27 protein-coding genes and 1 pseudogene are annotated in these 24,461 nt (G+C 41.8%); 16 read left to right on the top strand and 12 right to left on the bottom strand.

Going from position 1 to position 24,461, the window contains the following annotated elements; genetic code table 11:
• Nucleotides 1-151: 151 nt before the first annotated feature.
• Complete coding sequence (locus tag MKY58_RS22045; protein ID WP_339322123.1) at nt 152-346, bottom strand: type II toxin-antitoxin system RelE/ParE family toxin; 195 nt, start codon at nt 344-346, stop codon at nt 152-154.
• A 545-nt stretch (nt 347-891) separates the two neighbouring features.
• Here MKY58_RS22045 and MKY58_RS22040 point away from each other — a divergent pair.
• The 4 genes and pseudogenes from MKY58_RS22040 to MKY58_RS22025 form a co-directional block, all read left to right on the top strand.
• Nucleotides 892-959 (top strand): annotated as a pseudogene (locus tag MKY58_RS22040) (lytic transglycosylase domain-containing protein); the annotation flags it as partial.
• A 10-nt stretch (nt 960-969) separates the two neighbouring features.
• Nucleotides 970-1,602 carry a M23 family metallopeptidase gene (locus tag MKY58_RS22035; RefSeq protein WP_339322122.1) on the top strand — a complete coding sequence of 211 codons (633 nt, stop codon included), beginning with the start codon at nt 970-972 and terminating at the stop codon, nt 1,600-1,602.
• Between the two features lie 473 nt (nt 1,603-2,075).
• Nucleotides 2,076-2,600: a pilus assembly protein gene (locus MKY58_RS22030; RefSeq protein ID WP_339322121.1), complete on the top strand. Its 525-nt coding sequence runs from the start codon at nt 2,076-2,078 to the stop codon at nt 2,598-2,600.
• 580 nt (nt 2,601-3,180) lie between these two features.
• The gene (locus MKY58_RS22025) at nt 3,181-3,663 is read left to right on the top strand and encodes a hypothetical protein (RefSeq protein ID WP_339322120.1); all 483 of its coding nucleotides are present in this window, start codon (nt 3,181-3,183) and stop codon (nt 3,661-3,663) included.
• Between the two features lie 2,388 nt (nt 3,664-6,051).
• Here the strand turns inward: MKY58_RS22025 and MKY58_RS22020 are convergent.
• The 3 genes from MKY58_RS22020 to MKY58_RS22010 all read right to left on the bottom strand — a co-directional run bounded on the left by MKY58_RS22020 (nt 6,052) and on the right by MKY58_RS22010 (nt 8,113).
• Nucleotides 6,052-6,573 carry a VanZ family protein gene (locus MKY58_RS22020; protein WP_339322119.1) on the bottom strand — a complete coding sequence of 174 codons (522 nt, stop codon included), beginning with the start codon at nt 6,571-6,573 and terminating at the stop codon, nt 6,052-6,054.
• Nucleotides 6,574-6,918: 345 nt separating this feature from the next.
• The gene (locus tag MKY58_RS22015) at nt 6,919-7,476 is read right to left on the bottom strand and encodes a hypothetical protein (RefSeq protein WP_339322118.1); all 558 of its coding nucleotides are present in this window, start codon (nt 7,474-7,476) and stop codon (nt 6,919-6,921) included.
• Nucleotide 7,477: 1 nt separating this feature from the next.
• A complete protein-coding gene (locus MKY58_RS22010) occupies nt 7,478-8,113 on the bottom strand; it encodes a hypothetical protein (protein WP_339322117.1) in 636 nt (211 codons plus the stop codon).
• Nucleotides 8,114-8,583: 470 nt separating this feature from the next.
• On the opposite strand from MKY58_RS22010, the gene MKY58_RS22005 reads away from it, so the two are divergent.
• Entirely contained in the window at nt 8,584-9,216 is a 633-nt protein-coding gene (locus tag MKY58_RS22005) for a glycoside hydrolase domain-containing protein (RefSeq protein WP_339321504.1), read from the top strand.
• A gap of 66 nt (nt 9,217-9,282) precedes the next feature.
• Here MKY58_RS22005 and MKY58_RS22000 read toward each other — a convergent pair whose 3' ends face one another.
• The 5 genes from MKY58_RS22000 to MKY58_RS21980 all read right to left on the bottom strand — a co-directional run bounded on the left by MKY58_RS22000 (nt 9,283) and on the right by MKY58_RS21980 (nt 13,008).
• Nucleotides 9,283-11,097: a M56 family metallopeptidase gene (locus MKY58_RS22000; RefSeq protein WP_339322116.1), complete on the bottom strand. Its 1,815-nt coding sequence runs from the start codon at nt 11,095-11,097 to the stop codon at nt 9,283-9,285.
• A complete protein-coding gene (locus MKY58_RS21995) occupies nt 11,097-11,483 on the bottom strand; it encodes a BlaI/MecI/CopY family transcriptional regulator (protein WP_339322115.1) in 387 nt (128 codons plus the stop codon). Before MKY58_RS21995 ends, MKY58_RS22000 begins: the two co-directional genes overlap by 1 nt.
• Nucleotides 11,484-11,808: 325 nt before the next feature.
• Complete coding sequence (locus MKY58_RS21990) at nt 11,809-12,108, bottom strand: hypothetical protein (protein ID WP_339322114.1); 300 nt, start codon at nt 12,106-12,108, stop codon at nt 11,809-11,811.
• A 295-nt stretch (nt 12,109-12,403) separates the two neighbouring features.
• Entirely contained in the window at nt 12,404-12,721 is a 318-nt protein-coding gene (locus tag MKY58_RS21985) for a hypothetical protein (RefSeq protein ID WP_339322113.1), read from the bottom strand.
• Nucleotides 12,676-13,008: a sigma-70 family RNA polymerase sigma factor gene (locus tag MKY58_RS21980; RefSeq protein WP_339322112.1), complete on the bottom strand. Its 333-nt coding sequence runs from the start codon at nt 13,006-13,008 to the stop codon at nt 12,676-12,678. Before MKY58_RS21980 ends, MKY58_RS21985 begins: the two co-directional genes overlap by 46 nt.
• 169 nt (nt 13,009-13,177) lie before the next feature.
• Between MKY58_RS21980 and MKY58_RS21975 the strand changes: the two genes are divergently transcribed.
• The 3 genes from MKY58_RS21975 to MKY58_RS21965 all read left to right on the top strand — a co-directional run bounded on the left by MKY58_RS21975 (nt 13,178) and on the right by MKY58_RS21965 (nt 14,759).
• Nucleotides 13,178-13,354, top strand: a complete 177-nt coding sequence (locus tag MKY58_RS21975; protein WP_339321510.1) for a hypothetical protein — start codon at nt 13,178-13,180, stop codon at nt 13,352-13,354.
• Between the two features lie 240 nt (nt 13,355-13,594).
• A complete protein-coding gene (locus MKY58_RS21970) occupies nt 13,595-14,464 on the top strand; it encodes a copper amine oxidase N-terminal domain-containing protein (RefSeq protein ID WP_339322111.1) in 870 nt (289 codons plus the stop codon).
• Nucleotides 14,465-14,621: 157 nt separating this feature from the next.
• Nucleotides 14,622-14,759, top strand: coding sequence for a hypothetical protein (locus tag MKY58_RS21965; protein ID WP_339322110.1), 138 nt, complete (start codon nt 14,622-14,624; stop codon nt 14,757-14,759).
• A gap of 730 nt (nt 14,760-15,489) precedes the next feature.
• Here the strand turns inward: MKY58_RS21965 and MKY58_RS21960 are convergent.
• Both MKY58_RS21960 and MKY58_RS21955 read right to left on the bottom strand, forming a co-directional pair.
• Nucleotides 15,490-15,921, bottom strand: coding sequence for a stalk domain-containing protein (locus tag MKY58_RS21960; protein WP_339322109.1), 432 nt, complete (start codon nt 15,919-15,921; stop codon nt 15,490-15,492).
• Nucleotides 15,922-16,014: 93 nt separating this feature from the next.
• Nucleotides 16,015-16,191 carry a hypothetical protein gene (locus MKY58_RS21955; protein ID WP_339322108.1) on the bottom strand — a complete coding sequence of 59 codons (177 nt, stop codon included), beginning with the start codon at nt 16,189-16,191 and terminating at the stop codon, nt 16,015-16,017.
• Between the two features lie 320 nt (nt 16,192-16,511).
• On the opposite strand from MKY58_RS21955, the gene MKY58_RS21950 reads away from it, so the two are divergent.
• The 6 genes from MKY58_RS21950 to MKY58_RS21925 all read left to right on the top strand — a co-directional run bounded on the left by MKY58_RS21950 (nt 16,512) and on the right by MKY58_RS21925 (nt 21,273).
• Complete coding sequence (locus MKY58_RS21950) at nt 16,512-16,784, top strand: type II toxin-antitoxin system Phd/YefM family antitoxin (protein ID WP_339322107.1); 273 nt, start codon at nt 16,512-16,514, stop codon at nt 16,782-16,784.
• Between the two features lie 1,018 nt (nt 16,785-17,802).
• Nucleotides 17,803-18,387, top strand: a complete 585-nt coding sequence (locus MKY58_RS21945) for a sigma-70 family RNA polymerase sigma factor (protein ID WP_339322106.1) — start codon at nt 17,803-17,805, stop codon at nt 18,385-18,387.
• The gene (locus tag MKY58_RS21940; RefSeq protein ID WP_339322105.1) at nt 18,377-19,138 is read left to right on the top strand and encodes a DUF3600 domain-containing protein; all 762 of its coding nucleotides are present in this window, start codon (nt 18,377-18,379) and stop codon (nt 19,136-19,138) included. The genes MKY58_RS21945 and MKY58_RS21940 overlap by 11 nt, the downstream gene beginning before the upstream one ends.
• Before the next feature lie 322 nt (nt 19,139-19,460).
• A complete protein-coding gene (locus MKY58_RS21935; protein WP_339322104.1) occupies nt 19,461-20,054 on the top strand; it encodes a YdeI/OmpD-associated family protein in 594 nt (197 codons plus the stop codon).
• Nucleotides 20,055-20,258: 204 nt separating this feature from the next.
• Nucleotides 20,259-20,693 (top strand): NUDIX domain-containing protein, encoded by a 435-nt coding sequence (locus MKY58_RS21930; protein ID WP_339322103.1) that lies wholly within the window; start codon nt 20,259-20,261, stop codon nt 20,691-20,693.
• A 34-nt stretch (nt 20,694-20,727) separates the two neighbouring features.
• A complete protein-coding gene (locus tag MKY58_RS21925) occupies nt 20,728-21,273 on the top strand; it encodes a GNAT family protein (protein ID WP_339322102.1) in 546 nt (181 codons plus the stop codon).
• Nucleotides 21,274-21,639: 366 nt separating this feature from the next.
• Here MKY58_RS21925 and MKY58_RS21920 read toward each other — a convergent pair whose 3' ends face one another.
• Complete coding sequence (locus tag MKY58_RS21920; protein ID WP_036715897.1) at nt 21,640-22,863, bottom strand: ISL3 family transposase; 1,224 nt, start codon at nt 22,861-22,863, stop codon at nt 21,640-21,642.
• 152 nt (nt 22,864-23,015) lie between these two features.
• Between MKY58_RS21920 and MKY58_RS21915 the strand changes: the two genes are divergently transcribed.
• Nucleotides 23,016-23,915, top strand: a complete 900-nt coding sequence (locus MKY58_RS21915) for a phosphotransferase (protein WP_339322101.1) — start codon at nt 23,016-23,018, stop codon at nt 23,913-23,915.
• Between the two features lie 120 nt (nt 23,916-24,035).
• On the top strand, nt 24,036-24,416 hold the full coding sequence (locus MKY58_RS21910; RefSeq protein ID WP_339322100.1) for a hypothetical protein: 381 nt from the start codon (nt 24,036-24,038) through the stop codon (nt 24,414-24,416).
• Nucleotides 24,417-24,461: the final 45 nt, after the last annotated feature.

The following is a 24,461-nucleotide window of genomic DNA, read 5'->3' as shown; positions in this document are numbered from 1 at the left end:
GATTACGCCCGGATTCACAACCACGTTGGGGTAACATGAATGTCGCGCAAATGTTGGCTCATTGCTCATCAAAAATCCGATGAATAATCACCGTATCTTCAATTACCCGATAAAACACTAAATAAGGGTGCACGACAATGAATCGGTAACCTCATTGCAGTAAGGGAAAATCATCTTCCGACAAAACGGACCCCATATAAGGGAACTCCGCAAGATTTGAAATGTGATCGTCTAGTTTTTGCAACAAATTTTCTGCAGCTGAAACATTGTCCTTTTTTGCTGCCTTATTGGTTAAATCCCTTGCAACACCAGGAGTTCGTTCCTGGGGGACTGTAGCCTCCTCCATGAACTAATCTCCTCCTTCCTCAATCGTAAACTCGCGTACCTTCCATTCATCATCGGATTTTCTCAAGGTTACGAAATACTGCAGTTGTTCGGTGTATGGGCTCCCCTTCGCTGGAGTCACCTTCCCTTCGACCACCACACACCACCGATAGGGATGAAGATCCTACTGATACTCGGGATTGCCCTTATTTTGATTGTTGTTTTGATTTTATTTATTGGTGGGATGTTCATCGGGGCCGTATCTCAATCCGGGAATACCTCATTTCGTTACGGGGGACAGATCTCGGAAGTAGGGCTCGCTGCCATCCCGCCTGAGTTTTTGGAGTATTACCACGAAGCCGAAACCATCTATGGAGTTCCGTGGAATATATTAGCTGCGGTCCACCGGGTTTAAACAGTGTTTTCGACTGATGTTTCCGAAAGCTACGCCGGCGCTATCGGACCGATGCAGTTCATGCCTTGTACTTGGATGGGATGGAGTCACCCGACCTGCGGTGGCTTAGGGAAAGGGAATATACCAGAGAATGATCTGAGAAATCCGGACTAATCGCCAGATATGGCGGCTATGGTACTGATGGAGATGGCGATGGGATTCCGGATCCCTGGAATAATAAGGACGCGATCATGTCGGCGGCGAAGTATCTCGCCGCTAACGGAGCTGCGTCTGGAAATATTGAAAAAGCACTCTATGCGTACAATAACTCCAAAAAATACGTCAGAGATGTCTTGGCTTTTGCTAATGACTATGTACAAGCTGGGATCGTTTCTGCAGATGGGTCGGTTTGGCCATCTCCAGAGGCGACGATCATCACTTCCGGATTTAAAATCCGCTGGGGGAGACAGCATGCCGGCGTGGACATTGCGGCGCCTGGCGATTCGACGGGAATTGGGATAGTCGCCTTTATGCCGGGGACCGTCACCTTTAGCGGTGTTCGCGGGGGCTATGGGAATTGCATTATGATTGATCACGGGGGCGGTGTTGTTACTTTGTATGGCCATATGCAGAACCCATCACCGCTTTCTACCGGAACAAAGGTAGCTGCCGGTCAGCATATCGGGAATGTTGGTAATACGGGGAGCTCTCAAGGGGCTCACTTACATTTTGAAATTTGGATCGATGGAAATCCGGTTGATCCGCTGCCTTATCTTATGGTATTTAACCCTACCATTCAAGATGCTGATATTTTAGAAGTGAAAAATGATAGGATTATGTTTGGAAGTAAGATCAGAACAATAAAAGGCCACCGGAAAACTTGAAAAACCGGTGGTTTTTCGGTTGATCTAAATTTAGTGGGTATGAACCATTCTTTTAGTGCATGACTTATAAACCAGGTGATCTGCGGCCTGGTATTCCTAGATGCAAGTAAACACTCCATTGATATGTTGAACTAATGGACGCTATCAGAATTATTTCTAGGAAAGCTGCATCTTAATTAGGGCCAATTTTTTAATTTAAGAGAGGCCCCCAGATATTCAAGGTAAAGATTTATGGTTTGGCGAAAATTACGTTTAAGGAGAAATTAGCCACTTTACGTGAAATGCTCTAAAAACAAGGCGTGTGGAGATGTTAAAAAACGAGGAACAAGTGTTTTTTTGAGGTAGATTGCCAAAAAGAGACTCTATTAATCAAATTAATTATATATTTGACAATATTTCACTAAAAATACATACTAAATACAGTATTAACCATTTAATACATATCAAAGAATACCAAGGAGGAATTTAGTTTTATGAAGAAAAAAAGTGCTTTTTTTGCAACATTATCTTTAGCTATGGCAACAACAGCGATAACTGCTTTTGCTTCACCAAGTACAACTCAGGAAGAGGTAACTCCCGAAACTAGTGTAGTAGAAAGCCAAACCCCTAGTCCCATTAATAATCCTTTTGTCGAAGATCACTTGATCAGCCCAATGGTTATTGATACGTCCAACCCCATTGGCGATACCGTATCAGGAGGCGCGATTGTAAAAAAATCCTTTAAAATAAATAGCGGATATGGTCATATTAAACTTTTAATGAAAAACTATAGTAGCAAACCCGTTATGGTTACCTTGACACACAATGCTACTGGACTTGTATATTTTGTTAGAGAAATTAAAGCAAACGACCAAATAACATGGAAAAATTTTGAAGAAGGTTTCGGACAAGGCATGCGTAGTGGAGAATATACGCTTCAATGGAGTGGTGCCGGTACTCCCGTTAATGGGGAATTTTTTGGAAAAACGGGTTCATCCATTTCCGATGTTAGAAATTAATTCAAGTTTTGCTGTTGAGAAAGCCTCTCGATTTCCGGGGGCTTTTTTATTGCACAAAGTGCAGGCCACACAGACAGATAATGTCCTTTGTTCCAGGTATGCGAACAGATGGAGTTTTTTTGCGTCAAAACCAACTGTTTTCTAAGATATTAGGTACCACAAATGTTCATTATTAACCATTTAGGTTAGGGAGAGATTAAGAAGCGAAAAATGGTAGGATAATTTGGTATAATAAAGAGGATAAAGTAACCGGTAGGAGTCCGGTACTGTACCGGACTCTTGCCCAACAAGCCGCCTAATAATATAACCTGTCTAACTTTACGGGGTCACTTCAGAATAGGTTGGGAGCCTACTATCCGGTTGTTTTTCATTAGCTTTGTGAAAATCTCGCCGTGGTTGCCCGCCGACCTTTGTTAAAGACATGATGTGTCAGCATCGTGTCTTTTTTATTTTACGCTTTCTCTATTTTTATTAGACCACCAACATGATTGGAACAAGCTGCGAAACTCTTGATATCCTACGTGAATCCATATTGTGATCTATGCTATATTGATAAATAAATGTTCGGGAGGGCCGAAGAATGAAAAGCACGGGTATCACTCGCCAGCTAGATCAGCTGGGCCGGATTGTGTTCCCTATTGAATTACGACGCACACTTGATGTGGGAGTTGGAGATCCCCTTGAAATCTTTATCGATGAAGAGTCTCGGCAAATCATGTTCCGGAAATATAGGTCGCAAGAGTGCTTATTTTGTGGCTCGATCGAGAGGCTTACTTACTTTCGTGCGAAGTTTATATGTGCTTCTTGTTTAGCAGAATTTAATGCTGCTTATGGATATGAAGTGAGTGAGCCCGAGGTGGCAGTAACTTTAGAAGTTGTAGACGAAGGATCTGATTCCGTTTTACATGAAACAATACGTAAAAGGGGAAGAAAAGAAAAGGTTTCGTGGGGAGACTTGGTGAAGGTAATGGAAGCCAATCCGGATGCATCGCAAAGGGAATGGGCACAGCAATTGGGCATTTCCCAAGGTCGAGTCAGCCAAATGATTCGAAAGCATAGATGATACGAAATGGATGGTTAGTGTGAGGTTGCATTGAAAAAAAGAAGCCAAGAGCGAATTTCGCCCCTGGCTTCTTTTTTGGCAGTTGTCTAATACTATCAGTATATTCATATCACCTTGGCATTATGCATGAGAATACGATTTTCCAAGTCTTTCATGATATAATAGATCAAGGACTTAAAGCGGTGGAGCGGCCACGGCGTAGCACACTCCGGAAGGAGGTGTTGCCATGGCCGCACTTGTGGCGCTACTGGATATCCTTAAATGGATCGCGACCTTACTAAGCCTTGCGTTTAGTATTCGGAAGCTCTATCGATGGATTAAACGGAAGCTAAACAAGCGAAAACCCACCGCATAAAGGTTGACCGCCTTCGGTGGGTTTCTCGCTTAGGTAAATGAACCTAGCACGCCGTGGGTTCCACAGCCTTTTTGTCCTTGGAGCCTTTGCCGCTGGAACGGCAAAGGCTCTTTTTAGTGTATGCCGGAAAATGGTTTCTTTATACTTAAATTCTATCACTTGTCCGCTATTGGTTCAACTGATTTTGGAAGGGATCGGCTGCAGGAGGATATTTGATAAGCGAGTATTGGCGATATGGAGAGAGAAGTTCATGCCTATTTTTTTCTGGATTGGTTAAAGGGTTGTAAAGAGAAAAATGACAATCACATAGGCTCATGCTACCGGCTCTAAGGCGGCAAAAAACGCCACCTAAGAGCCGGTACGCACCGCTGCGGGGGGACTCGGGCCGATAACGAAAGCGCCTAAACCGGAAAAAGCGCCGGCTAAGGCGCTCTACGTTCCTGTCCCTCGCTTCACCCCCCGCACGGAGCGAGAAGCTTCTGTGGGTAGGGGCAAGGGAGGCATGAATACATCATGATCCGTTTCGCTACGCTCTACTTCTCATCATGTATTCATGCAAAGGCAAGGGACACCCTGATTCCGCTAAACGCTTCATCAGCGTGTCTTGGGGCCAATACTAAAGTAGAACTACGGATGTTGACGTATCAGGAGGCCCTTTTTATCCATGCTTGAGCATGGGGATTTGCTTGAGCAAATCAAGGTAGAAAGGGCGGAGAAGGGAAAAGCAGGGGAGAAAACTAAAGCTGAGGGATAGCTCAGGGATGAATGGAGAGAACCGGCCAGGTGGCCGGTTCTTTTGATTTTAGGGCGTTTTTTCCCTTTTGCCAACCGCATGGTAACGCGAGCAAGGCCTACTAGCCTTTGCCAGGCCGTGCCTCCTCGGCTGCACCCTCAACCTGTCAAAGGCTAAGTAGGCGGCCGAACGGTCAAGGGGTACAAGTCATCACGATGGGGGCGCTTGAAGCTATAAGTGAGGATGAACGTATATCTGCGCTGACTCGGCACATTGGCGGTAATTGGGGAGATGTATGCGATGCGGACCGGGATGCTAATGATGAAGCGTTGCGCCTGGGTGGACGGCTTTTGTTGGTGTATCAGACGGCGGCAGGTGAAAAGTTTTGGATTATTACGGGGCACGGCCGGAGTGTAACGACGATTTTGCTTCCTTCGGAATATTAAGTTTAGAGGCCGGACGGGGGTTAAGGCCCCCGTTTCCAAGGTAAATGCCGGCGGCGGGGGCAAATTTGCTCCCCCGGTCCCCCCATTTTTATCCCTTCATTAATCAAGCTATTTAATGAAAAAAATATAATGCTTGAACTTCGATGACGGTCGCAGATCCGGCGGAATGCTACGCGAACACGCCTGAGGTTTGAATTAGTGATAGTCGGGGCATTAAGCTTTGTCTATAGATAATAATTAACCATGCGGGAGGGAATGTTTAGGGAAAAATAAAACTTAGTTGGTGCACCTGAGGCGAATGAAAGATACATATGAATGCCTTCATTTAAAAAGAAGTAGTCACTGAACATGAAGGAGGTTGAAAAATGAACTTTCGGTATTTGAAACGGGCCGCTATCACAGTAGCAACAGCTTTAATTGTCTGCAGCTGGCTGCCGCTTGCGCCACTCGGGAATCAAACAGCACAATTTCCATGTATGCAGAAATTCGGATCAATCTTATCACGACGTTCTCTCAGGCCTTCTATGCAATCTTCCCATAGTTTATAATGGGGTTCTAAAATTAAGTTCCGATCTACACTAGACACAAATCTCATCTTATTGTGAAACGTGCAATACAGAATGGGAGTTAGTAACAAAATGGATATTATGTTATATTCCGGGCAGCTCCGATACCGGTGGCCGGCCAGTGTATCCGGGCAACCGGTGCTTTCCTCTCGGAACGTTAACGGCATCCAGGAACTTTGGCGCGGACACGGAGCTGGTGAGGAACCGGCACGCTGCTGCTTCCTCCGATCTGGCTGGACGAGCAGAGCAGCCCTGTACCGGCCACCCGGCCCGGTCAACATCCGGACGTCATAGGCCACTTACAGAAGATGTTCTATCTGAGATTGATTCAGTGTGTTTATCAACTAATGGTTTGAAAACCAGATAAACAATGTATCCAATAGAGGCACCTAGAGTATTTAAAATAACGTCATCTATATCAGCAACTCCGAGTATAGTAATAAATTGGAATATTTCTATAGACAAAACTATTCCAAGTGAGTACACAAATACCTTCCAAAAGTTAGACTTTGGCAAAAGTAATGCGATCAAGAAACCCATAGGTACAAATAAAATTATGTTGGCCATTAAATTAAATAATACAGGCCCACCAAGACCATATAAAATGTATAACTTAATTGTTGCTGACCAGATCGTTTTAAAGGGGGTCAGTTGTATATGCCAGTATCCTTCGTTTATGAGTACGAGCCTGTCCTTAATTCGGTTTATTAATTCATTTGGATTTCCAGTAAACTTTACACCAACAAGAATAAAAATCAAGAATAAATACAAACGAAAAGCCCACTTAATTTGTCTTCTCTTAATCTTCATTTCAACCTCCACCAAGTCATTTGTTATATATATAAACAATAGAAATCAAAAAAAGTTTAAAAAGCTACAACCTCCTATTTAGAGGTCGTAGCTTTTTAAATAGGATGACTTAATTGTTACTGATTGATCCGTTAAAGGAGTATATGTTTCCGTTGGTTGCTGTCGAGAACAAAACATAATACCTCGTACCTGGATCAAGACCTGTGAAACTAACGCTTGCTGATGAAGTATCCATATCTAAACTCGTACTAGAAACAGCACTAATGAAAAGGTGCATTTCTTCAAAGGTAACAAAGGATTCGTCTTTTTCACAAAAGAAGGGTGAGTACGGGTTATGGAAAATATTTATCTGTAGCTAAAAGAGAATAATACTTCACCAGAAGATGCGTCTACAACAACATTGTTCTCTGTAAAAGTCACATGCTGCGTTTTACCTTCTTTAATCGCTCCTCCTGCTGAAGGGAAAAAGACTCCTTGGAAAATAACAATATACACAGGTGTTCCATTCAAACCATTGCTTTTCAGCTTTTCGTTTTTACGAATAGCATTTTCAGGAAAGGTCTGAATGTCTGGAGCAGTTAAAAGCTGATATTCCACCTTAATATTTTTTGCAGAAGACGACATTGGGAAGTGCTCAGATGCTGCCTTAATAGCATCATTTTCCGATATTGTGATTGCTTGTGTGGTAATTCCATTTGGCTTGTTTAGTTTTATATTAAATCTGTTTAGGGCGTTTAAATCAATTGAAGTCTCGGGATTATCCAAAACTTGAGGTGCTGTATCTTCCACTGTAGTCCTCGTTGATTCGTAATCAGTATCAGCAGCATTTACTGCTGAGATTGAAGGTACAGCCAAAGCCGTAAGTATCACCAGTGTAATAATTATGTTTTTTGTCTTCATCATGTTATATACCTCCTAAATCGTATGATGTCCAATATCCGGATGAACTATAATTGTTATAATTAATACCAGATGCACCATCGTTCATGAACTGCAAAGAAGGTTTTCTCCAGACCCATTTTGATGTATCGCTTGAACTGGCACTCCCATCCCAATACTGGACTTGAGAGAATTTTAATGGGTTAGAACTGCTTGTCCCCATCCATTTTTCTGCATCATCGTATGTTTCATTTAAATATTCCACTTTTATCGGAGATACGTTCGTATTTGTCGAACCAATCAGACTCCCATTATAGTATCCCTTCCAATAACCACTTTCTTTCTTCACTGTATATGTGGTGCTGGCACTTTTGGCAGGTCCTGATAATAAACGAATCTCTTGATAGCTAGTATTTGATGCCCTGTATCCTAAATAATGGTGAGGATTTACCGAACTTACACTAGGTTCGAACGCAAACCCTGCTTGAACAATTGCGGGAGCGTTAGTGACAGCGACATACCCTGTTGTTATCTGACCAGAAAGTACTGAAGGGAAACTACTGGGCATAGTAATTACAGCTTGGGCTCCTTGAATTTGTTGGATAGAACCGCCGGAATAGGCTCCGATCCCCCCGACCCAAAGCGAGCTACCGTAGGCCATAGTAGTGCTTGGGAGAACAAGTGTTAAGGATAATAATAGTAATTGGGCAATCTTCCTCAATTTAAGCCGCAAACTGAACGGAGCTGGCGGAAGCAATGCAAATCATGTTATAGCCGCCGTTGATGCGTCAAAGGTGCTGCGATTGGTTGACCGACACTTTCGGGGAATTAATCGTGAGCTTTATGGTCGTACTATCCTTGGTAATTGTGATTTGCTTGGTTTGTTGATTCCAATCAACCTTCGCGCCCATATGCTCCGACACAGAACGTAATGGAATCAGCACCCGCGCGGGACATTCATTGCTCTTTTTAGGGGAGGATTCACTTTTTTTGTACTAAAAGAATAAAAGGGCACTTCATTTGGTTGTAATTCATACTGATCAATCTCCTTATTAAGTGAAGGCGAGAAAAGTTCAAACCCGGGAACGGACTTTTCATTGTCAAAACTATTAAATAAGGAGTTGTTTTCATATGGCACTTGGTTGTGATACAGCAACAAGAGTGACGGCGGCACGGTTGAAGACGCTTAAAGATTACAAAATGACCTTTGTTGGCCGCTACCTGAACCGCGTTGAGGGAGCGCATGACGAATTGACAACTGCCGAAGTGGACACCATTTCGGACGGCGGATTGTTCATTGTATCCATTTATGAAAAGAATGGGGCTACCAAACAAGACTATTTTACTAACGCTAATGGTGTTAGCGATGCCACAGACGCTGTAAAGCTGGCAGGCAACTTGGGACAACCCAATGGAACTCCCATTTATTTCACAGTGGACACTCGGGATTGGACTACACAGGAGATCAAGGATAAGGTCGTTCCTTATTTTCAAGGGGTACTGTCGGTCTTGAATAACAGTTCCAAGAATCCGCACGGGTACAAAATGGGTATTTACGGTTCAAGAGCAGTTTGTTCTTACATCCGTGGCGCTTACTCGGCTACCGAACGGTATACGTTCATCGTAGATAGTTGGCCTGGCACTTTCGATGATTGGAACCTTCGGCAGTATAAATACAACACCGACCTTGGCACTGATGCTGCAAAAATTAAAGTAGACTATGTAGAGTCTTCTTCTAATGGCGGCGGAGGTTGGAAAAAGTAATTTTTCATGAATGGCAAAAGAAAGAGCGGCCTGTATAGACAGCCGCTCTTTCTTTAATTTTTTTGGTTATTTTAACTTATCCAGGGATGCGTCATAAGCCCAAGTTAAGCCTCCATCCTTGCTGGATAAATAAATGGTTCCAATAATTCCATTATCCCCGGACAGGCTAATAGGAAAACGTCCTTCTTTCCCGTTAAAGAAAGGCGAGAGCGGGTTTTTTGAATAATTCTCAAACTTTTCTGGCAGGCTGACAGGGAGTCGATCCCAAGTCTTTCCTCGATCCTTAGTCCAATAAATGATCGGATCGGGCGCTGTGAAATATCTGTATCCTAAAAAGCCGGTATCGGGGTTAGCGAAACCGACCCCCGTTAAATGTTCCGAATACTGATCATTCGGATTTCCTGTTTCGATCCATGTTTTTCCGCCATCCGAAGTCTGAAAGACAAAGTTTTCTGCGCATGCGACTCCGCATCCGTGGCCGACAACCATCCAGCCTTCTTTTTCCGATGTGAAACCGATGAATAGCTCATCACCCTTGGCGTCTTCGTTTTGAACGACGGTCTCGTTCCATGTCTTGCCCATGTTGTCGCTGATCAGAACATGAACCGGAGCGAATTTGTCAGGATCGGGATTATATACAATGGCAGTTTTATCTTCGGAGATGAAAAAGCTGCCTTCGCTTAGTCCTCGGTCGAAGGATTCCCTTGCCATATCTAATTGTAAAGGCGTTTTTGCAGTCACTTTCCCATTTCGATATGAGATGGAAACATGGCCTTCCTTATCAATCGAATAGGAATTGCCCGCGTCATAGGAGACAACTTGGTCCCCGACGAGGTTAGAATAGATCGTACCGGGTTTGAAGGCCGCGCTGTTTCCGCTTGTAACATTGGCGCAGGCTGCTAATACGCCCAGCGAAAGGACAACGGCACAGAACAGCATAAGTCCACTTCGTTTCTTCTTCATACTCAGGATGGACTTGAATCTTTGTTTCATGGTATGTTTCCCTCCTAAAAAATTCGTGGATAATGCTAAAAAGCGAGGACTCGGCTTCTGCATGACAGAGAGAATGACTTCGCAATATTTTTTGCGATAGGCTAGGCTTTGCTTAAACACGACAGTATCGTCGCAGTACAATTCAATTTCTCGACTGGCTTCCCGGACGAGCAGCCATACAAAAGGATTAAACCAATGTAGAGCATGCACCGTTACGAGCAGCAACTTATACAGAATGTCATGGCGCTGATAATGGACCAGCTCATGCTTGATGATGAACGTCAATTCTTCTTCGGAATACTGCTCATGCGGCAAAAGCAGCAGTGGTTTTCTGAAACCGACAAGCATCGGATTTGGCACTTTTTCGCTGGTTAGCACAGGGATAGACAAGGGGACGCCCATTTCGAGCATCATGTTTCGGATTCGGGCTGCGATTAGTTTACTCTCGATGGGTCTGCTCCAGCGAAGCGCCTGTTTTCTGAACGTGTAGTATCCTGCGACATGATACGCGAGAAACAACACCGCCCCGATCAGCCAGATTGTAGCTAGAATATAGAAAAGAGACGGGGCATGGACGGCCGGTTCGACGGATGTCTGTACCTGTATGGGCTGTGCTGCAAGTGGATTTTCTACTTGCGTGTTTACTTGCGACATGCCTTGAGCGGTAGGGTTCATAATTGGGTTACTGGGTAACGGAATATCGATTAAGCTCTTGTCAAATGAAAAATGGAAAGGCAATAGCAATCGGATCGCCAAAACCATCCATATCCAGTAAGTCCATTTTGCCGAATAATGTTTGCGCAACAGGGGAGTCAGGAAAAGTAAGATTACAATGAGTAAGCTGGTCGTAATCGAAATGTTCAGATAGTCTGAAAACAGGCTGATCATCAGCTCTCCTCCCTTTCCACTTTATCAATGAGCTCCCGCAGCTCGGCAAGATCGTTTTTGTTAATCGCTTTCCCGTTGTACAAGGACATCACCATGTCTTGAACCGAGTTGCCGAACAGTTTCATCAATGTGGATTTGCCTTCGCTCTCCTTATATTCGCTTTCCGATATGGCTGCAGAGTACCTGTTATTTCGACCTTCTTTCTCACAAATTAGAAATCCTTTTTCCGTTAACCGTGCAAGGACAGTCATAAGAGTAGGCAATGACCAATTCCGCTTATCCCGAAGTTGATCCAGAATGTAAGAGGAATTTATCGATTGCCCCGTCTTCCAGATGATTAGCATTACTTCCAGTTCTGCATCTGGCAATCGTTTTATTTTTTCCATGGTTTTCCCTCACTGTTATACAATTGTCTAATACAATTAATTATACAATTGTATAATTGAAATGCAAGTTATTCCTAAAATTTTTGTTTCCCTGATCTTTGACGTCCCGAAAGGATGAAAGGTTGCATGTGGGGGACGTTTCGTGTAAGCATGCAAGCGGAAACCCGTTCAGCCTTCTGTTTAATTAAGCACGGCCTTGAATTCCAACTATTTCCGGAAAAAGCGGCAGGTTCCATTGGGATTTTTTACGGGCCTCGTAAGAAGGCGTACCTCCCTAGTAGAAAAAAGAGCCCCTTTTAGGGCTCTATGCTCTCTGTAGTTTCTTTTAAAATAAATCTGTCATAAGTTTTTTGTACATTTTATCATCGATTTCGAGCAAGCTTTTTGAACCATCTTTAAATTGTACTGCGACAGTATGCGTTCCTTTCTTTTTCGCCGAGAGTCCTGCCAGCATTCCGACAGGCCCCAAAAGAAGCGAGCCAGCTAATCCGCGACCTACAGCACTAACAGCGCTGGTCTGACTGCTTTCATCTACAACTTCATATGCTTCTACCGTATCTTTTGTAAGCTCTACTCTCTTGAGAAAACCAGTCGCAATCGCAATACATTTGCCTGTATTTAACACTATTTTTTTTGATAGTCACCTGCTATAACCGCGTTTTTAGCCCCCATGCGGCTCCTCACACCAATATTTTCCTACATAATAACATAGAGTGATAAAATTCGGCTATTTTCGTTTTAATTTGTCTAGATTCAATAATTTCATGGTTTTACTGCAATACGATGAAGTATCGTGGTCCATCGAAATGAGGCCCCCTAGGGTCATATTATAATGCGGGTTATTCCGTATTTTTTGTTAACAAGCTCAAGTTGATCGAAGAGCTCTTATTCAGAACTGACTTGTCTGATTTTAGCCGAGGTCAATTCACAGTCTTTCTGGGGTCAGGTCGAGGTAAATGGCCAATGGCTCTAAAGTTGGAATGCACTTTTGTAATATTCTTGTTGTATTGCATTACACCATTGTTATCTGAAGCTTGTACAAGTTCAAGAAACTCAGTAATGATAGTTGATATGGCGTCTTCCTTAGGCAAATGGATAAATTGACTAATTCTCAAAATATCATCTCTAAAAAGGTCTATGAGTTTCAACATCGCAGTACGATCCTTTTGTTTGGCAGCTTCAAGAAGTTTTATCATTTCGCTATTAGAGATAGTTGTGCAAGCATTTTTCGCTTCCATTTGTTCACCGCCTGTTGACTAATGTTAAGCTGTTTCGCTACTTCAACTTCCGTAAGGCCTTGTAGATATATTTTTTCTATAATTGATTTTCTCTGAGGAGGTAACGTGTCAAGCAATTGGCGAACCCACATTTTTTCTTCTGTTTCCGTAGCAAAGTTTGAGTAGGAGGGCTCTTTATCATTGAAGGAACGTTCACGATTTCGTATTTTTCTGGCTTGATATTGAACTCTCCAACCAATACGATAAATTTCTGTTTTATAGTGTTCATAAATTTCTGTTTGTTCCATTTGTATCTCTCCCTTTTGTGATCATCGTGTATATATAGGGAAAACAAGGGGTAATTTTACAACTAAAATAGGAACGTTTGTTCCCATTTTTTATTGTATCATTTTTTTGTTGTTAAATGGTAAATCGAGTTTCCTAATAGATAGAAATTCGAAAAGGAGGGTACGGTATATGGAAGTTACGGATACAATATCATTAATTACAAATGTGGGTTTTCCGGTAACTTTGTGTTTCATTTTGATACGCTATGTCTTACAGACGATAGGTGAGAAACTGGATCGTTTGGACTTCTCCTTAAAGCAGCTTGCTCAAGCCATTCAATCGGTTCATAAAGAAACACAAGATTAAAGGTGTTGTCTATATGAATTGAAGTGATTACTTTGAAGTTAATTTCAATTTTGTATAACAGGATCTGCGAAATTACCTGGTTAATGAGAAGTCGGTCTAGGCTTTCTGTTCATTCTTCTCGTTATATTTTTTCCGGAAGATCATGGTCAATGGATCATGGTCTTTTTGCATGGGTAATGTAACAAAGTAGAAAGAAATAGTGTCTATATATCTGATGACATGAAAGTTGGGAGGATTTTTATGCTTAAAAAGTGGACTGCATCCGTACTTGCCTTCGCCTTATTTGCTTTGCCTATGACATCTGTTCCGATTTATGCTGCGGATGCATCAAAAGAAGTGATAATTAATAATGGTCAAATTAATAGTGGTCGAGTCCTCATTCCGCTGCGTGCCGTTTCTGAAAATCTGGGAGCGAATGTAAAATGGTCTCAAGAAAACAAAGAAGTTAAAATTCAAAAGGGCGACTCGACAATTCGCCTTGCTGCAAATTTCAAGGGGGCTATTGTTGAAACGCCGCCGACTGCTGAATTTCCTAATACTCCTCATCGGGAATACATTAGTCTCGATACTGCTACGCAAATTATGAAAGGAACGACTTATGTTCCGTTAGGATTTGTAAGTCAATCACTCGGAGCCAGTGTTACATGGGATAATAAAGCGAAGAAAGCAAGCGTCGTATTGGATGGAAAGCACATCATTATTAACATGGATCAACCGTCTGTTCAAATCCCAGAAAAACAAAAAATTACGGATGCACGTTTAAAGGTGTTGTCCGAGAAGCTAAACGAAGCAGGGAATACAGCATCACTGAAAAATGTTAGTGCACATTTTAAACCGTATTTTACTGATAAACTGATAAAATCGGTTGTTCAAAATAAAGGACTGGGTACAGAAAATACTTATACAGCTCCTATTACTTTGCCTGAATATATCAGTCAGACAAAAGCTCTACTTTCACAGTCTGTCATACTAGCAAATGGTTTGATGGGGGAAGACCAATATATAGAGGATCGGTCAATTACGCTTGTGTTTACAAATGGGGTATGGAAGGTGGACAGTGTTAGCAGGGGATCTCGAACTCTGATTACAGGATACGCATTTTATGAATAATTAGTTTATTCAGACCAAGCAAAGAAGCCCCTTCGTAGGGCTTCTTTGCTTGGTTTTTTTGTTTATACAGTTTGGAATACAATGAGTGCAGGAGTAGATGCCCCACCTGTTTGGCTGACAGTACAGGTTTGTCAGAATTCGCTGGACGGGAGCTGATTTGCTGGCGCGAGTTATTTATTCAGAGGCACAAGGGGAAGGTTTTTTTGGAAAACAAGGAGTTGCACACTGCATTAAAAACAGAAAAGAGAAAAATATTGATGAATTTGGGGGAGCAACCTTAGAAGGGGAATTTTGAAGACGAACAATGGTATCGCAGCTTTCCAAGGAATGACAACGTCTTTTGCTCGATGCCCAGATAGAAATTCACAAGCATGGAAAGATAGCCTTGCTATTGCACAGAATATACAGCTCAGAATAATCCAATCGGTAAATGTCTGTGGTTTGTAAAATCATCGATATGGGAACAAAAAACAATCAAAGTAGACATTAACGAGATGTATACATTTGACGGCAAGAATTACAAACTTATTGTTGAAAAAGTTGTATTGGGAAATCATGTTTTTTTCCGAGTTCAAGGGTATTGAGCGTGTTAAACAAAGCCTACCATTTGGTAGGCTTTGTTTAATTGAATAACGGTTCAAATTCAATTTTTTTAGCATAATATAAGTTATTTTTGAACCCATAAGTAATTATTATGGTTCCAGCGCTGGTTCCTCCTGGAGTAAGCTGTGTTGGCATTATTGCTCTTAAACTTTCGTTTAACACATCAAAATCAATGACACTACCGTAAGCAATATCATTTAATAGATGGGAAGGTTGGATTCCCAAAATCTTCAGATTGATGGTGTTTTTCTTTGGACCAATAATAATTTCAGCTTCTGATGGTGTTAATTTGGTTTCTACGTACTTTTGGGAAACAATAACAGGGTTTTCTACAAGGCTCTCGTGTAAGTATTTATCTAAAGCAAAAACATGGACTTCTCTTTCAGATACACCAGTTCCGGTTCCAGGCGTTAGGACAATAATTAATTCTTTTTTTCATCATTATTGATATCTGAATATAAAATCTTTATGTCTCGATTGGCTGAACTTCGCCAGTAAGGAAAATGCTTTGTTTGATTCCTAACTCGGAGCTCCAAATTTGTAAAGTCACAATTTTTTTCAGTTGCATAAAGGGCAGCATTAGCTTCTGGTAAGGATGCAACTAATTTTAGAGGAGGCATCTTTTCAATGATATGCAATGTGTTTTTTTGATGGTCAAATTTTACATCATATCCGAGTTCTTCACCAATGGCTTGAAGAGGAACCATGATTTTTCCTTCTATGATTTGCGGGGAAACGGCAGATTGAATCTCCTTGTTATGAAAAATAACTTTTATCGGGTTTTCAGCGAACACTATACTTGAAACAAATAGGCATAGAGCTAAAGAGATGGCTATTATCCACTTTTTTTTCAAGTCTTCCCCTCCATCAGTGAGTGATTATCGCTCGAAAATTTCGGTGCTTTCCACTGATCTATGGCCTTGCACATGAAGAATACAAAATATTATTTATTGGGAAGATGCATTTGTGCCATCTTTTTTTTGTGGTTTTTTTCTAACTTTCAGGCCTACATCGTGGGCTGTTTTAAGGATTTGTTGAACCAATTTTTCAACTTCTTGATTAGTCTTTTTCATTTTAGCATTCCCTCCCATGGTTTTAGTATTGCCACGGGAAATAGTAAGCATACTCTGCCCTCCCCCGATCAAATCCAATATTAAGTCTGCAACACCGCAACAGTGTTGCTGTAATTATTTGTGCAAAAAAATGAAGATTATATCAGAGGAGAAGTGAGAAAGATTGAAGTGATAAGAAAAAAGAAATAGGGCGCTGCTTGTAAGGAAGTAGCTCGAATCACTTATGGTTGTGATCTTGGCATAGATTAAAATTTCACTATATGAAAATTTCATAACAGAAATCTAACTGTACTTAGCACATTTTCCCTTTTGGTGGTTATTGTTTTGATTTTAATGATAGAATAATGTCATTTGGAGAAGGGAAGTGCAAAATGAACATTAAGCCCTCAACCACAATCCGGCAGGATTATAATGGTTTCTCAAAATATTGTCATGAACTCGACGAACCGGTTATTTTAACACGAAATGGCGAAGCTGATCTTGTTGTTATGAGCCATGAGGCTTATCGCCGGATGGAAGCTCGGATTAAATTACAGTCAAAGCTTTTGATTGCTGAGAAACAGGTAACCGAAGGGGAAGCATTACTCGATCACGACCAGGTTATTTCAAGAATCCGGAGGAAGATCGATGCAACCAAGGAATAGGGTCCAATATGCTCCGGCTGCGGTTGATGATATGGATGAAATTTTTTCATTCATATCTTTTTCAGGAGATCGCGACGGGGAACTCTCCTTCCTCCAAAAGCTGGCTCGGGGTGGTTATAGGAAAGTTTGTGAAACCCATCATTTAAAACAGTTTGGCGTTTAGTTCATGAAACGTGATGACGCTGTGGCCCGAAACTGAGGTCAAAGAGGAATAATCAAATGAACATTGAATATGGGAATACGCTTAAGGAATTTAGGACGCTATATCCTGTTACGTTTTATATCATTGCAATTAACACTTGCTTATTTTTCATTACGGTCATTTTCAATGGAATTTGTGGAAGCGGCTATGTCCAATCCTTGTTTGGAATTACCTCTGGAAGGTATGAGCCTTGGAGGTTCGTCACCTATGCTTTTTTACATAATGGAATTCAACACTATCTAAGCAACAATTTGTTTCTATATATCATGGCTCCTCCCATTGAATACATATTAGGGCGAGGCAAGTTTATGATTTTCATATTGATGAATATCATACTAACTCCAATGGGTGACTTTTTAATATTGTCAACGAGCAGTCTGGTCGGCTCCTCGGGAATTTGTTTTGGGATCATGGCTGTATATTATTGCATCATGATTTCTAAACGGGTTGTTTTCAGAAAAGAAACGGTTATTATGTTATTTGTTTGGTCATTCCTTGGTTGGGGCAGTACGTTTCTTATGGAACGTATAAGTATTAGCGGTCATATAACCGGTTTTATATGGGGGCTTTTATTTTCACTTATGGTCTTTCGCAAGAACGACAAAAGGCACAAATCCCATACGGGCTAGAGAGTTTATAGGAGATACCCCACAATCCAATTTAATTAAATACACCCCCAAAAAAGTCCTTCGATGGTTATAAACGGAGGGCTTTTATCATTTTTTGACCATTCAGCAGATTTATTTTGAAAATAATTCGAACGATATCATTCGATTTTACCAATAAATACTGTAAGGCCTAAGGGGGAGGTGGCAGATGAATCATTCAACTGATTATGCAAAGCTCGTTGCACTGACATTAGCGGGAAGCCGAGATGCATTTGGCGAGCTGTATGAAGCAACCATCAAGGACGTTTACAAAACCGTTTGTTTTCTTGTTAAAGAACAGTCTGACGCAGAGGATGTCATTCAGGAGATCTACATTCAAGCATATCGGTCTCTGGGCAAGTTTGATGCAAACAGGCCGTTTCGGCCTTGGTTCATGGGCATCGTGATGCGTCAAATTCAAGCCCACCGAAGAAAAAGTTGGACACATGTACGAATCATCAAAAGAGTGGAACAGATTGAACAACTGGTGGCCTATGATTTCTCCAATGAAGTGGTGAACAAGGTATCGAACCGTTCGCTGCTTGCATGCGTAGACCGGCTTCCTTTTAAGCTGAAGATCGTAATTACCCTGCATTATTTAAACGATTACACGCAAGAAGAGATTGCAGCCATACTCGAGATCCCTCTCGGTACCGTAAAATCAAGGATCCATGCTGCGCTGCAAAAGATACGGAACAAACAGAATATGAACATTCCGGCGTTGGGAAGGGTGGAGAAACTAAATGAGTCTTGATGAAAGATTAAAAACGGCTTTTACGGAAGAAACCAAAGATTGGAGCGCACCTGCTGATCTTAAGGGGAAAATACTGAACCAGGTCGTAACTGTTCAAACTGGACGGCGAATGAAAAAATGGATTGCTGCGGGCATGTTGGCCGCGGCCTTGTTAATCCCGACTGGTGCATATGCCGGGTACAATTACATTGCGGATTCCATCTACGGTTCGCAGGAGAATATCTCCAAGTATGGGGTAAGTCCAAAACAGTACGAAGAGCTCGAGGCAAAGCTGCAGAGCGCCAAACAAAAACTCGGTGAAGAGGAATTTACTAAATGGCTGTCTTTACTTCAAGAGTTGGAAACAATGAATTTGAACATTGCCGATGCTAATGGGGATGTTCACCCTGAGCGCTTGAGCGCAGAGGAGCTTAAACGCTATAAAAGCTTAACATCTGAGCTGGAGCCTATCTTTAATAAATTAAACGAAATTCAATCAACCCCAAAAAGGGAAGTTAAAATGGTAGATAACGCTGCTTTCTGGGGAGGAATCGTAGACCAAGCCAGGCAGGCATTCGGTAAAGAGGAATTCGATGAGTTCCAAACTTTGATCAATGAGTTGAAGGCGTATGACGACAAGACGCTTGATCCGGATGGAAGCATTCATGTAGAACGAATCTCAGAGGAAGATGAATCGAAGATCGATCAGTTGACAGAGCAGCTGGAGCCGTATTTTAAGAAGCTGGGAATTACGTTTAAACCAAAATCTTGACCTCCTGGTTGATCGAATTCCTTCGGCCTCAGTTCCATATATCCATTTTAAACTGTTTCGGGCAAAACAACATTTGCCCGATTTTTTTAACCAATCCGTTTGAACGGAACTGAAACGATGAGGGGACTCTTTTGAAAGGGTAAAATGGAGGGTGTTGAGCTGCATGGTCAATGCACATTAAAATGATCTTATCATTTCCTAATCTACCCAACCGATTGTGAGATGAATTCAGCTAACCGTCCCACCCCGTATCCGCAAACAACTTTCTGTAAACAAATATGATATACCTTAACTGCTGCGAGAAAAGGAATGAGGCATAGCCATGGAAAATAAAATGAATCCCAAAGTAGATGCATATATAGGCAGAGCCACGAAGTGGCTTGAAGAAATGGAGAAGTTGAGAGAGATCCTGCTGGACTGTGGGCTTACCGAAGAATTGAAGTGGGGGAAGCCTTGTTATTCGTCCCAGGGACGAAACATCGTGATCATCCAAGGGTTTAAAGCTTACTTGGCGCTTCTGTTTTTTAAAGGTTATTTGTTGCAAGACCCTCATGGGATTCTTGTCAAAACCGGGGAGAATACGAAGGTAGGACGCCAGATTCGGTTCAACGATACCCAAGAAATCGTACGGCTGGAACCCATCTTGAGAGCTTATATTGCCGAAGCCATTGAAGTAGAACAATCCGGCGTGAAAGTGGATATCATCAAAGAAACAGAACTTGATATTCCCCAAGAATTTCAACATAAACTCGATGAAAACCCTGCCTTGAAAGCGGCCTTTGATGCCTTGACGCCAGGGCGGCAGAGAGCGTACGTGTATTACTTTTCGGCGCCCAAACAATCCAAAACCAGAGAGTCCCGGGTCGAAAAATGTACGCAGCAAATTCTCGACGGCAAGGGATTAAACGAACGGTAACATCCGGTGGGAAGGGCATTGCAAGGAATGCTTATTTATCACGAAGCAGTTGATCTATCTATATCAGATCGCGCATCAAACTGGCTTCCCGGCTACCTGGATTCCTTATTTTGAAAAAGGGTTGAATTGCACGCCATCTCTCGGTCCGCACAAGGCTATCAGAGATTCTTGCAAACAATACAAAACATACTAAAGGAGATTTCAATGAGGATAAGGAATTCAACGAAAGCTGTAATCATACATAATAATAAATTACTTGTAACCAAACTTAAAGATAAGGATGAAGTATTTTATTTATTGCCTGGAGGAGGGCAAGAGCCTGGCGAGATGCTTAAGGAATGTCTGGTCAGGGAATGTACAGAGGAAACAGGATATGAAATTGAAGTACAAGAATTACTATATGTAAGGGAATGCTTTTTAGATGAAGGCATCCATAGGGTTGAATTTATATTTAGCGCGATTCTGAAAGAAGCTGATGTAATCGATGGGACAGCAATGGACAAAAACCAGATAGGAATCGAATGGATAGAAATTGACAACATAATGGAAGAGCCGTTATTTCCGGCAGGATTCAGAAGTCTTATTGATTCTTACAGTAAAGGAAAGCATGCAACAACATATTTAGGGGAAATTATATAGAACTTATTACCTAGAAGCAAAGGAGAAAAAAACGATGTTTAAATACGAGGTGGATGACTCTACTTATTTGTCGTTATTGGAGATTAAAGATGCAGAAAAATTGTATGATTTGATTGACAGAAACAGGGATCATATTGGTAAGTGGCTAAAGTTCCCGAGTATGACATTAACAGCGGACGATTCAAGAACTTTTATAGAAAGAACACGTCTCAGATACGCTAAGGATGAAGGTTACTGGTTAGGAATATGGTGTGGAGATCAGCTTGTGGGATCAATTGGTTACTTATACTTAGACCATGAAAATAAAAAAACTGAAATTGGATACTGGCTGGGGAAGGAATATGAGGGCAAGGGATTCATTACGAAGGCCGCTAAAATATTAATAAACTATGCCTTTGAGGAGCTTGGATTAAATAAAATCGAAATAGGAGCAGCTTCAGACAATATAAAAAGCCGTGCAATTCCTGAAAAATTAGGGTTTAAACTTGAAGGGGAACTAAGAGATTATGAATACATTAACGGGAGATATATAGATAGAACAATTTATGGATTAAAAGCTAATGAGTGGAGAATTCCATAATTTTGAAGAAATCCATATGACATCATGTACATCATATTCACGCTGCGGGGCTGACGCCCGCGGTTATTCAATGTATAATTATGGAAGATATTTCAGACGATACACGAGCCGGCCCATAGATAGAGCGATCTAAGGCCGGCTCGATTCGTGAATGACGGGAACTAAACTCATATCCGACAATTAGGGGAGGGGAGATCCATGAAGGTTGATAAATCTGGCTCTTCGCTCTACTGGGTGGGTAGAGGCGCAAATATTAGTTTTATAACCCTTCCGCCTCTAAGAGAATTTCAGAGATTGAAACAGCCCTCAAGAAGAGCACTTGACCGCTGTTTCAATCTCTGAAGCGTGGTGTTAAGGCGGTAAGGGTTATTGTGCTCGGCGTGCTCCGAGCGTTGGAAGTCGGAGCTTATTCGCGGTCATGTAGACCATGGCGATCAGATTTTCTACGTTGCGGTAACCTCTGGCTCGCCGTTTGGCTGCTTGCACCAGACCATTAATACCTTCGAGCAAACCGTTCGTCATCTTGCTGTGGAACCAGCGTAATATGCCTTCCTCATGTTGCTTGATCGTCTTGGCTAAGCTAATCATGGGTGAGAGCTTTGATCGAGTGGCCCAGCCAATCCATTCCCGCAAATACACATCCGCCAAAATATGCGGGGTAGTCCAGAGATCCTGTAAGGCCAGCTTAAGACGGTAAGCCCGCCCAGTCTGCAGGTTGCTGTCCTTTAGGCGCAGTAAGGTTTCTTTCTGCTCCGCTTTGAGGTTTGCTTCGTTCTTCAACCAGATGTATTTCGTTCGCTTCAGTTCTGGCGTTTGCTTCTGCTCTTGAATTCGAACCTCATCTAGGGCTTCGCCCACCAGCTTCATCACATGAAATTTGTCAAAGGTGATCTCGGCATCAGGAAAATATTCCTCAATGCCTCGGATAAAGGCGGGTGACATATCGCAGCATACTTCTTCAATCTGCTGCGCGGCAGCACCTTTTGTTGTCAGATACGACTTAAAGCGCTCCAACGTATCCATTCCTTTGCCTTCAGTTGCAAACAGCACGGTTTTGCGATCAACATCAACAAACAGGGTAATGTAGCGGTGCCCTCGCCTAGATGACGTCTCGTCAATCGCAATCCGTTTCACCTTGGATATATCAAGCTCTGCCATCGCTTTATCGACGTAGTGATGGAAGATGCGCCACATCCGTGTGTCATGTTCTCTCAGCTCACGGGCTGCCGCATTGACGGGCATTTCCGCCATCAATCGCATCGCCCATGCTTCAAAGAGCAAAGTGAAATGAGAAAGCGGTCTGGCCCACTTCACCGATACTTGCGTTATCTTGTTACACGCCTTGCATTTTACTCGTGGCATTCTGGCGTGCATATATGTTTTCCAATTCCAGAAGTCCAAGTGTCGCCAGGTCTTCTTCTCGGAGTCATATGCTTTACAAGCGATCCCGCATAAGGGACAAGCGAAGGTTGCTCCTCGTGCAAAGTCGATAAACAGGTGCCAAGCTTGATCCATATCGTCAAACTCAACATGCGTCAATTTCCATGGTTCTTCCAACTGTAACGCCACTTTGAACATCTCTGAAATCATATTGTCACTACTGCTTAATGTAGTCCACACTAGTCATCCCGCCCTATTAATCATCTTACAGAGCAGTATTGACTAAATTTCTATTAAGCAGACATTAGCCATGAACTATAGCGAGGAAGCATAAATCTGTACTCAATCAAATTCTTGATGTATTGGACGATCACGGAACCGATATTCATATACTTGGTGGGTATTATAATAACGTTTACGAAATCTCTTCTGAAGTACCAATCGTTGTTAAGATTTTTAGTAGAGGGATTCATACTGAGGAGGACGTTCTGTCTGAGATCGAATGGACGCAATTCCTTCATGAAAATGGAGTCAATGTAACGGTTCCTATAATCCTAAGTGGCAGATCCTATATCCATAATTTGACGGATGATCTATTTTTCGTAGCTTACGAGAAGGTGAAGGGAGTCCATATTGATATTAACGGTGAAGACTGGAACGAAAAATTATTCAAGCAATGGGGCAAGGGGATGGGGACAATGCATTCCTTATCCAAGATATACAAAGGGAAGTACAAACGGCCAGAATGGAATGAGCATAAGATTTATCAGATGAGTATGGATTCGTTTGACAGTAGGATTAAAGAGAAATGGGAGCAGTGTATTGAAGATATCAAATCAATGAGCAAGTCTATAGAATCATATGGAATCATACACGGCGACCTAAATCACCATAATTTCCTGTATGATAAGGACGAAATCACCTATATTGATTTTGGAGACAGTGAATTTCATTGGTTTGCATACGATATCGCAATTGCTGTATATCATGCTTCGCAAACGATTAAAGATAGAGCTGAGCGGGATCGGTTTGCGTCTGTATTTTTTAATTCATTCGTTGAGGGATATTTAATGGAGAATTCAGTGAATGAAATCTTGAAACACGTCAATTTTTTTGTTAACTTCAGGCATCTTTATTCATTTGTTTATCATCATCAATTTTCGCAAAAAGATCAGTTGAATAAACAACAGCTTAAGTATTTAAAAGAAATGGAGCAATCATTAATAAACCGGAAAACTTATTTGGGGGTTTCGTTAGTATAGCAGGATGGCGTATGACATCAGTTAACATGGTTGTATCTAAGCGGCGGTTCCACCCTTGATTCGTCACATACAAGAAAGTGATATTCCCGTAAAAGGGCATAAAGGAGAAAAAAATTGTCTATGGTGCACGATCATACGATTCTGTCTTATCAAGTAGATTTTCAGAAAGATATCATTGCAATCCATACAGTACATGAAGGTAAAGAAAATCTAGAAGAGGCGGATATTATTTTTAATGGTGTATTTAATCATTTCTTTGAACATCACTTGAAAGACAGTATTATTCTTGATATTTGTGAATCAGACCTTAGCAGTTTTATCAAAGAGAACTCTGAGCTCATATTAAGGGGGCAAAATTATGGTTGGCCGACGACGTTTAATTCTTTGGATGAAGTCGAAAAGGAATTGGTTCAAGAAGGATACAAATATTTCATTCTAATGTCCTCGTACGGAATGAACGGCTGGGTGTTAGCCAAAAGTTATGAAATAATAACACGGTAATGGATGAAAGTAACAGGTGCGGTGCTATTAAGCGGATGGATAACC

The organism is Paenibacillus sp. FSL W8-0194, assembly GCF_037969745.1.
Taxonomy (GTDB): domain Bacteria; phylum Bacillota; class Bacilli; order Paenibacillales; family Paenibacillaceae; genus Paenibacillus_AQ; species Paenibacillus_AQ cookii.
The sequence above is the reverse complement of the archived record's forward strand: the minus strand, read 5'-3'. Positions and strand labels throughout refer to the sequence as shown.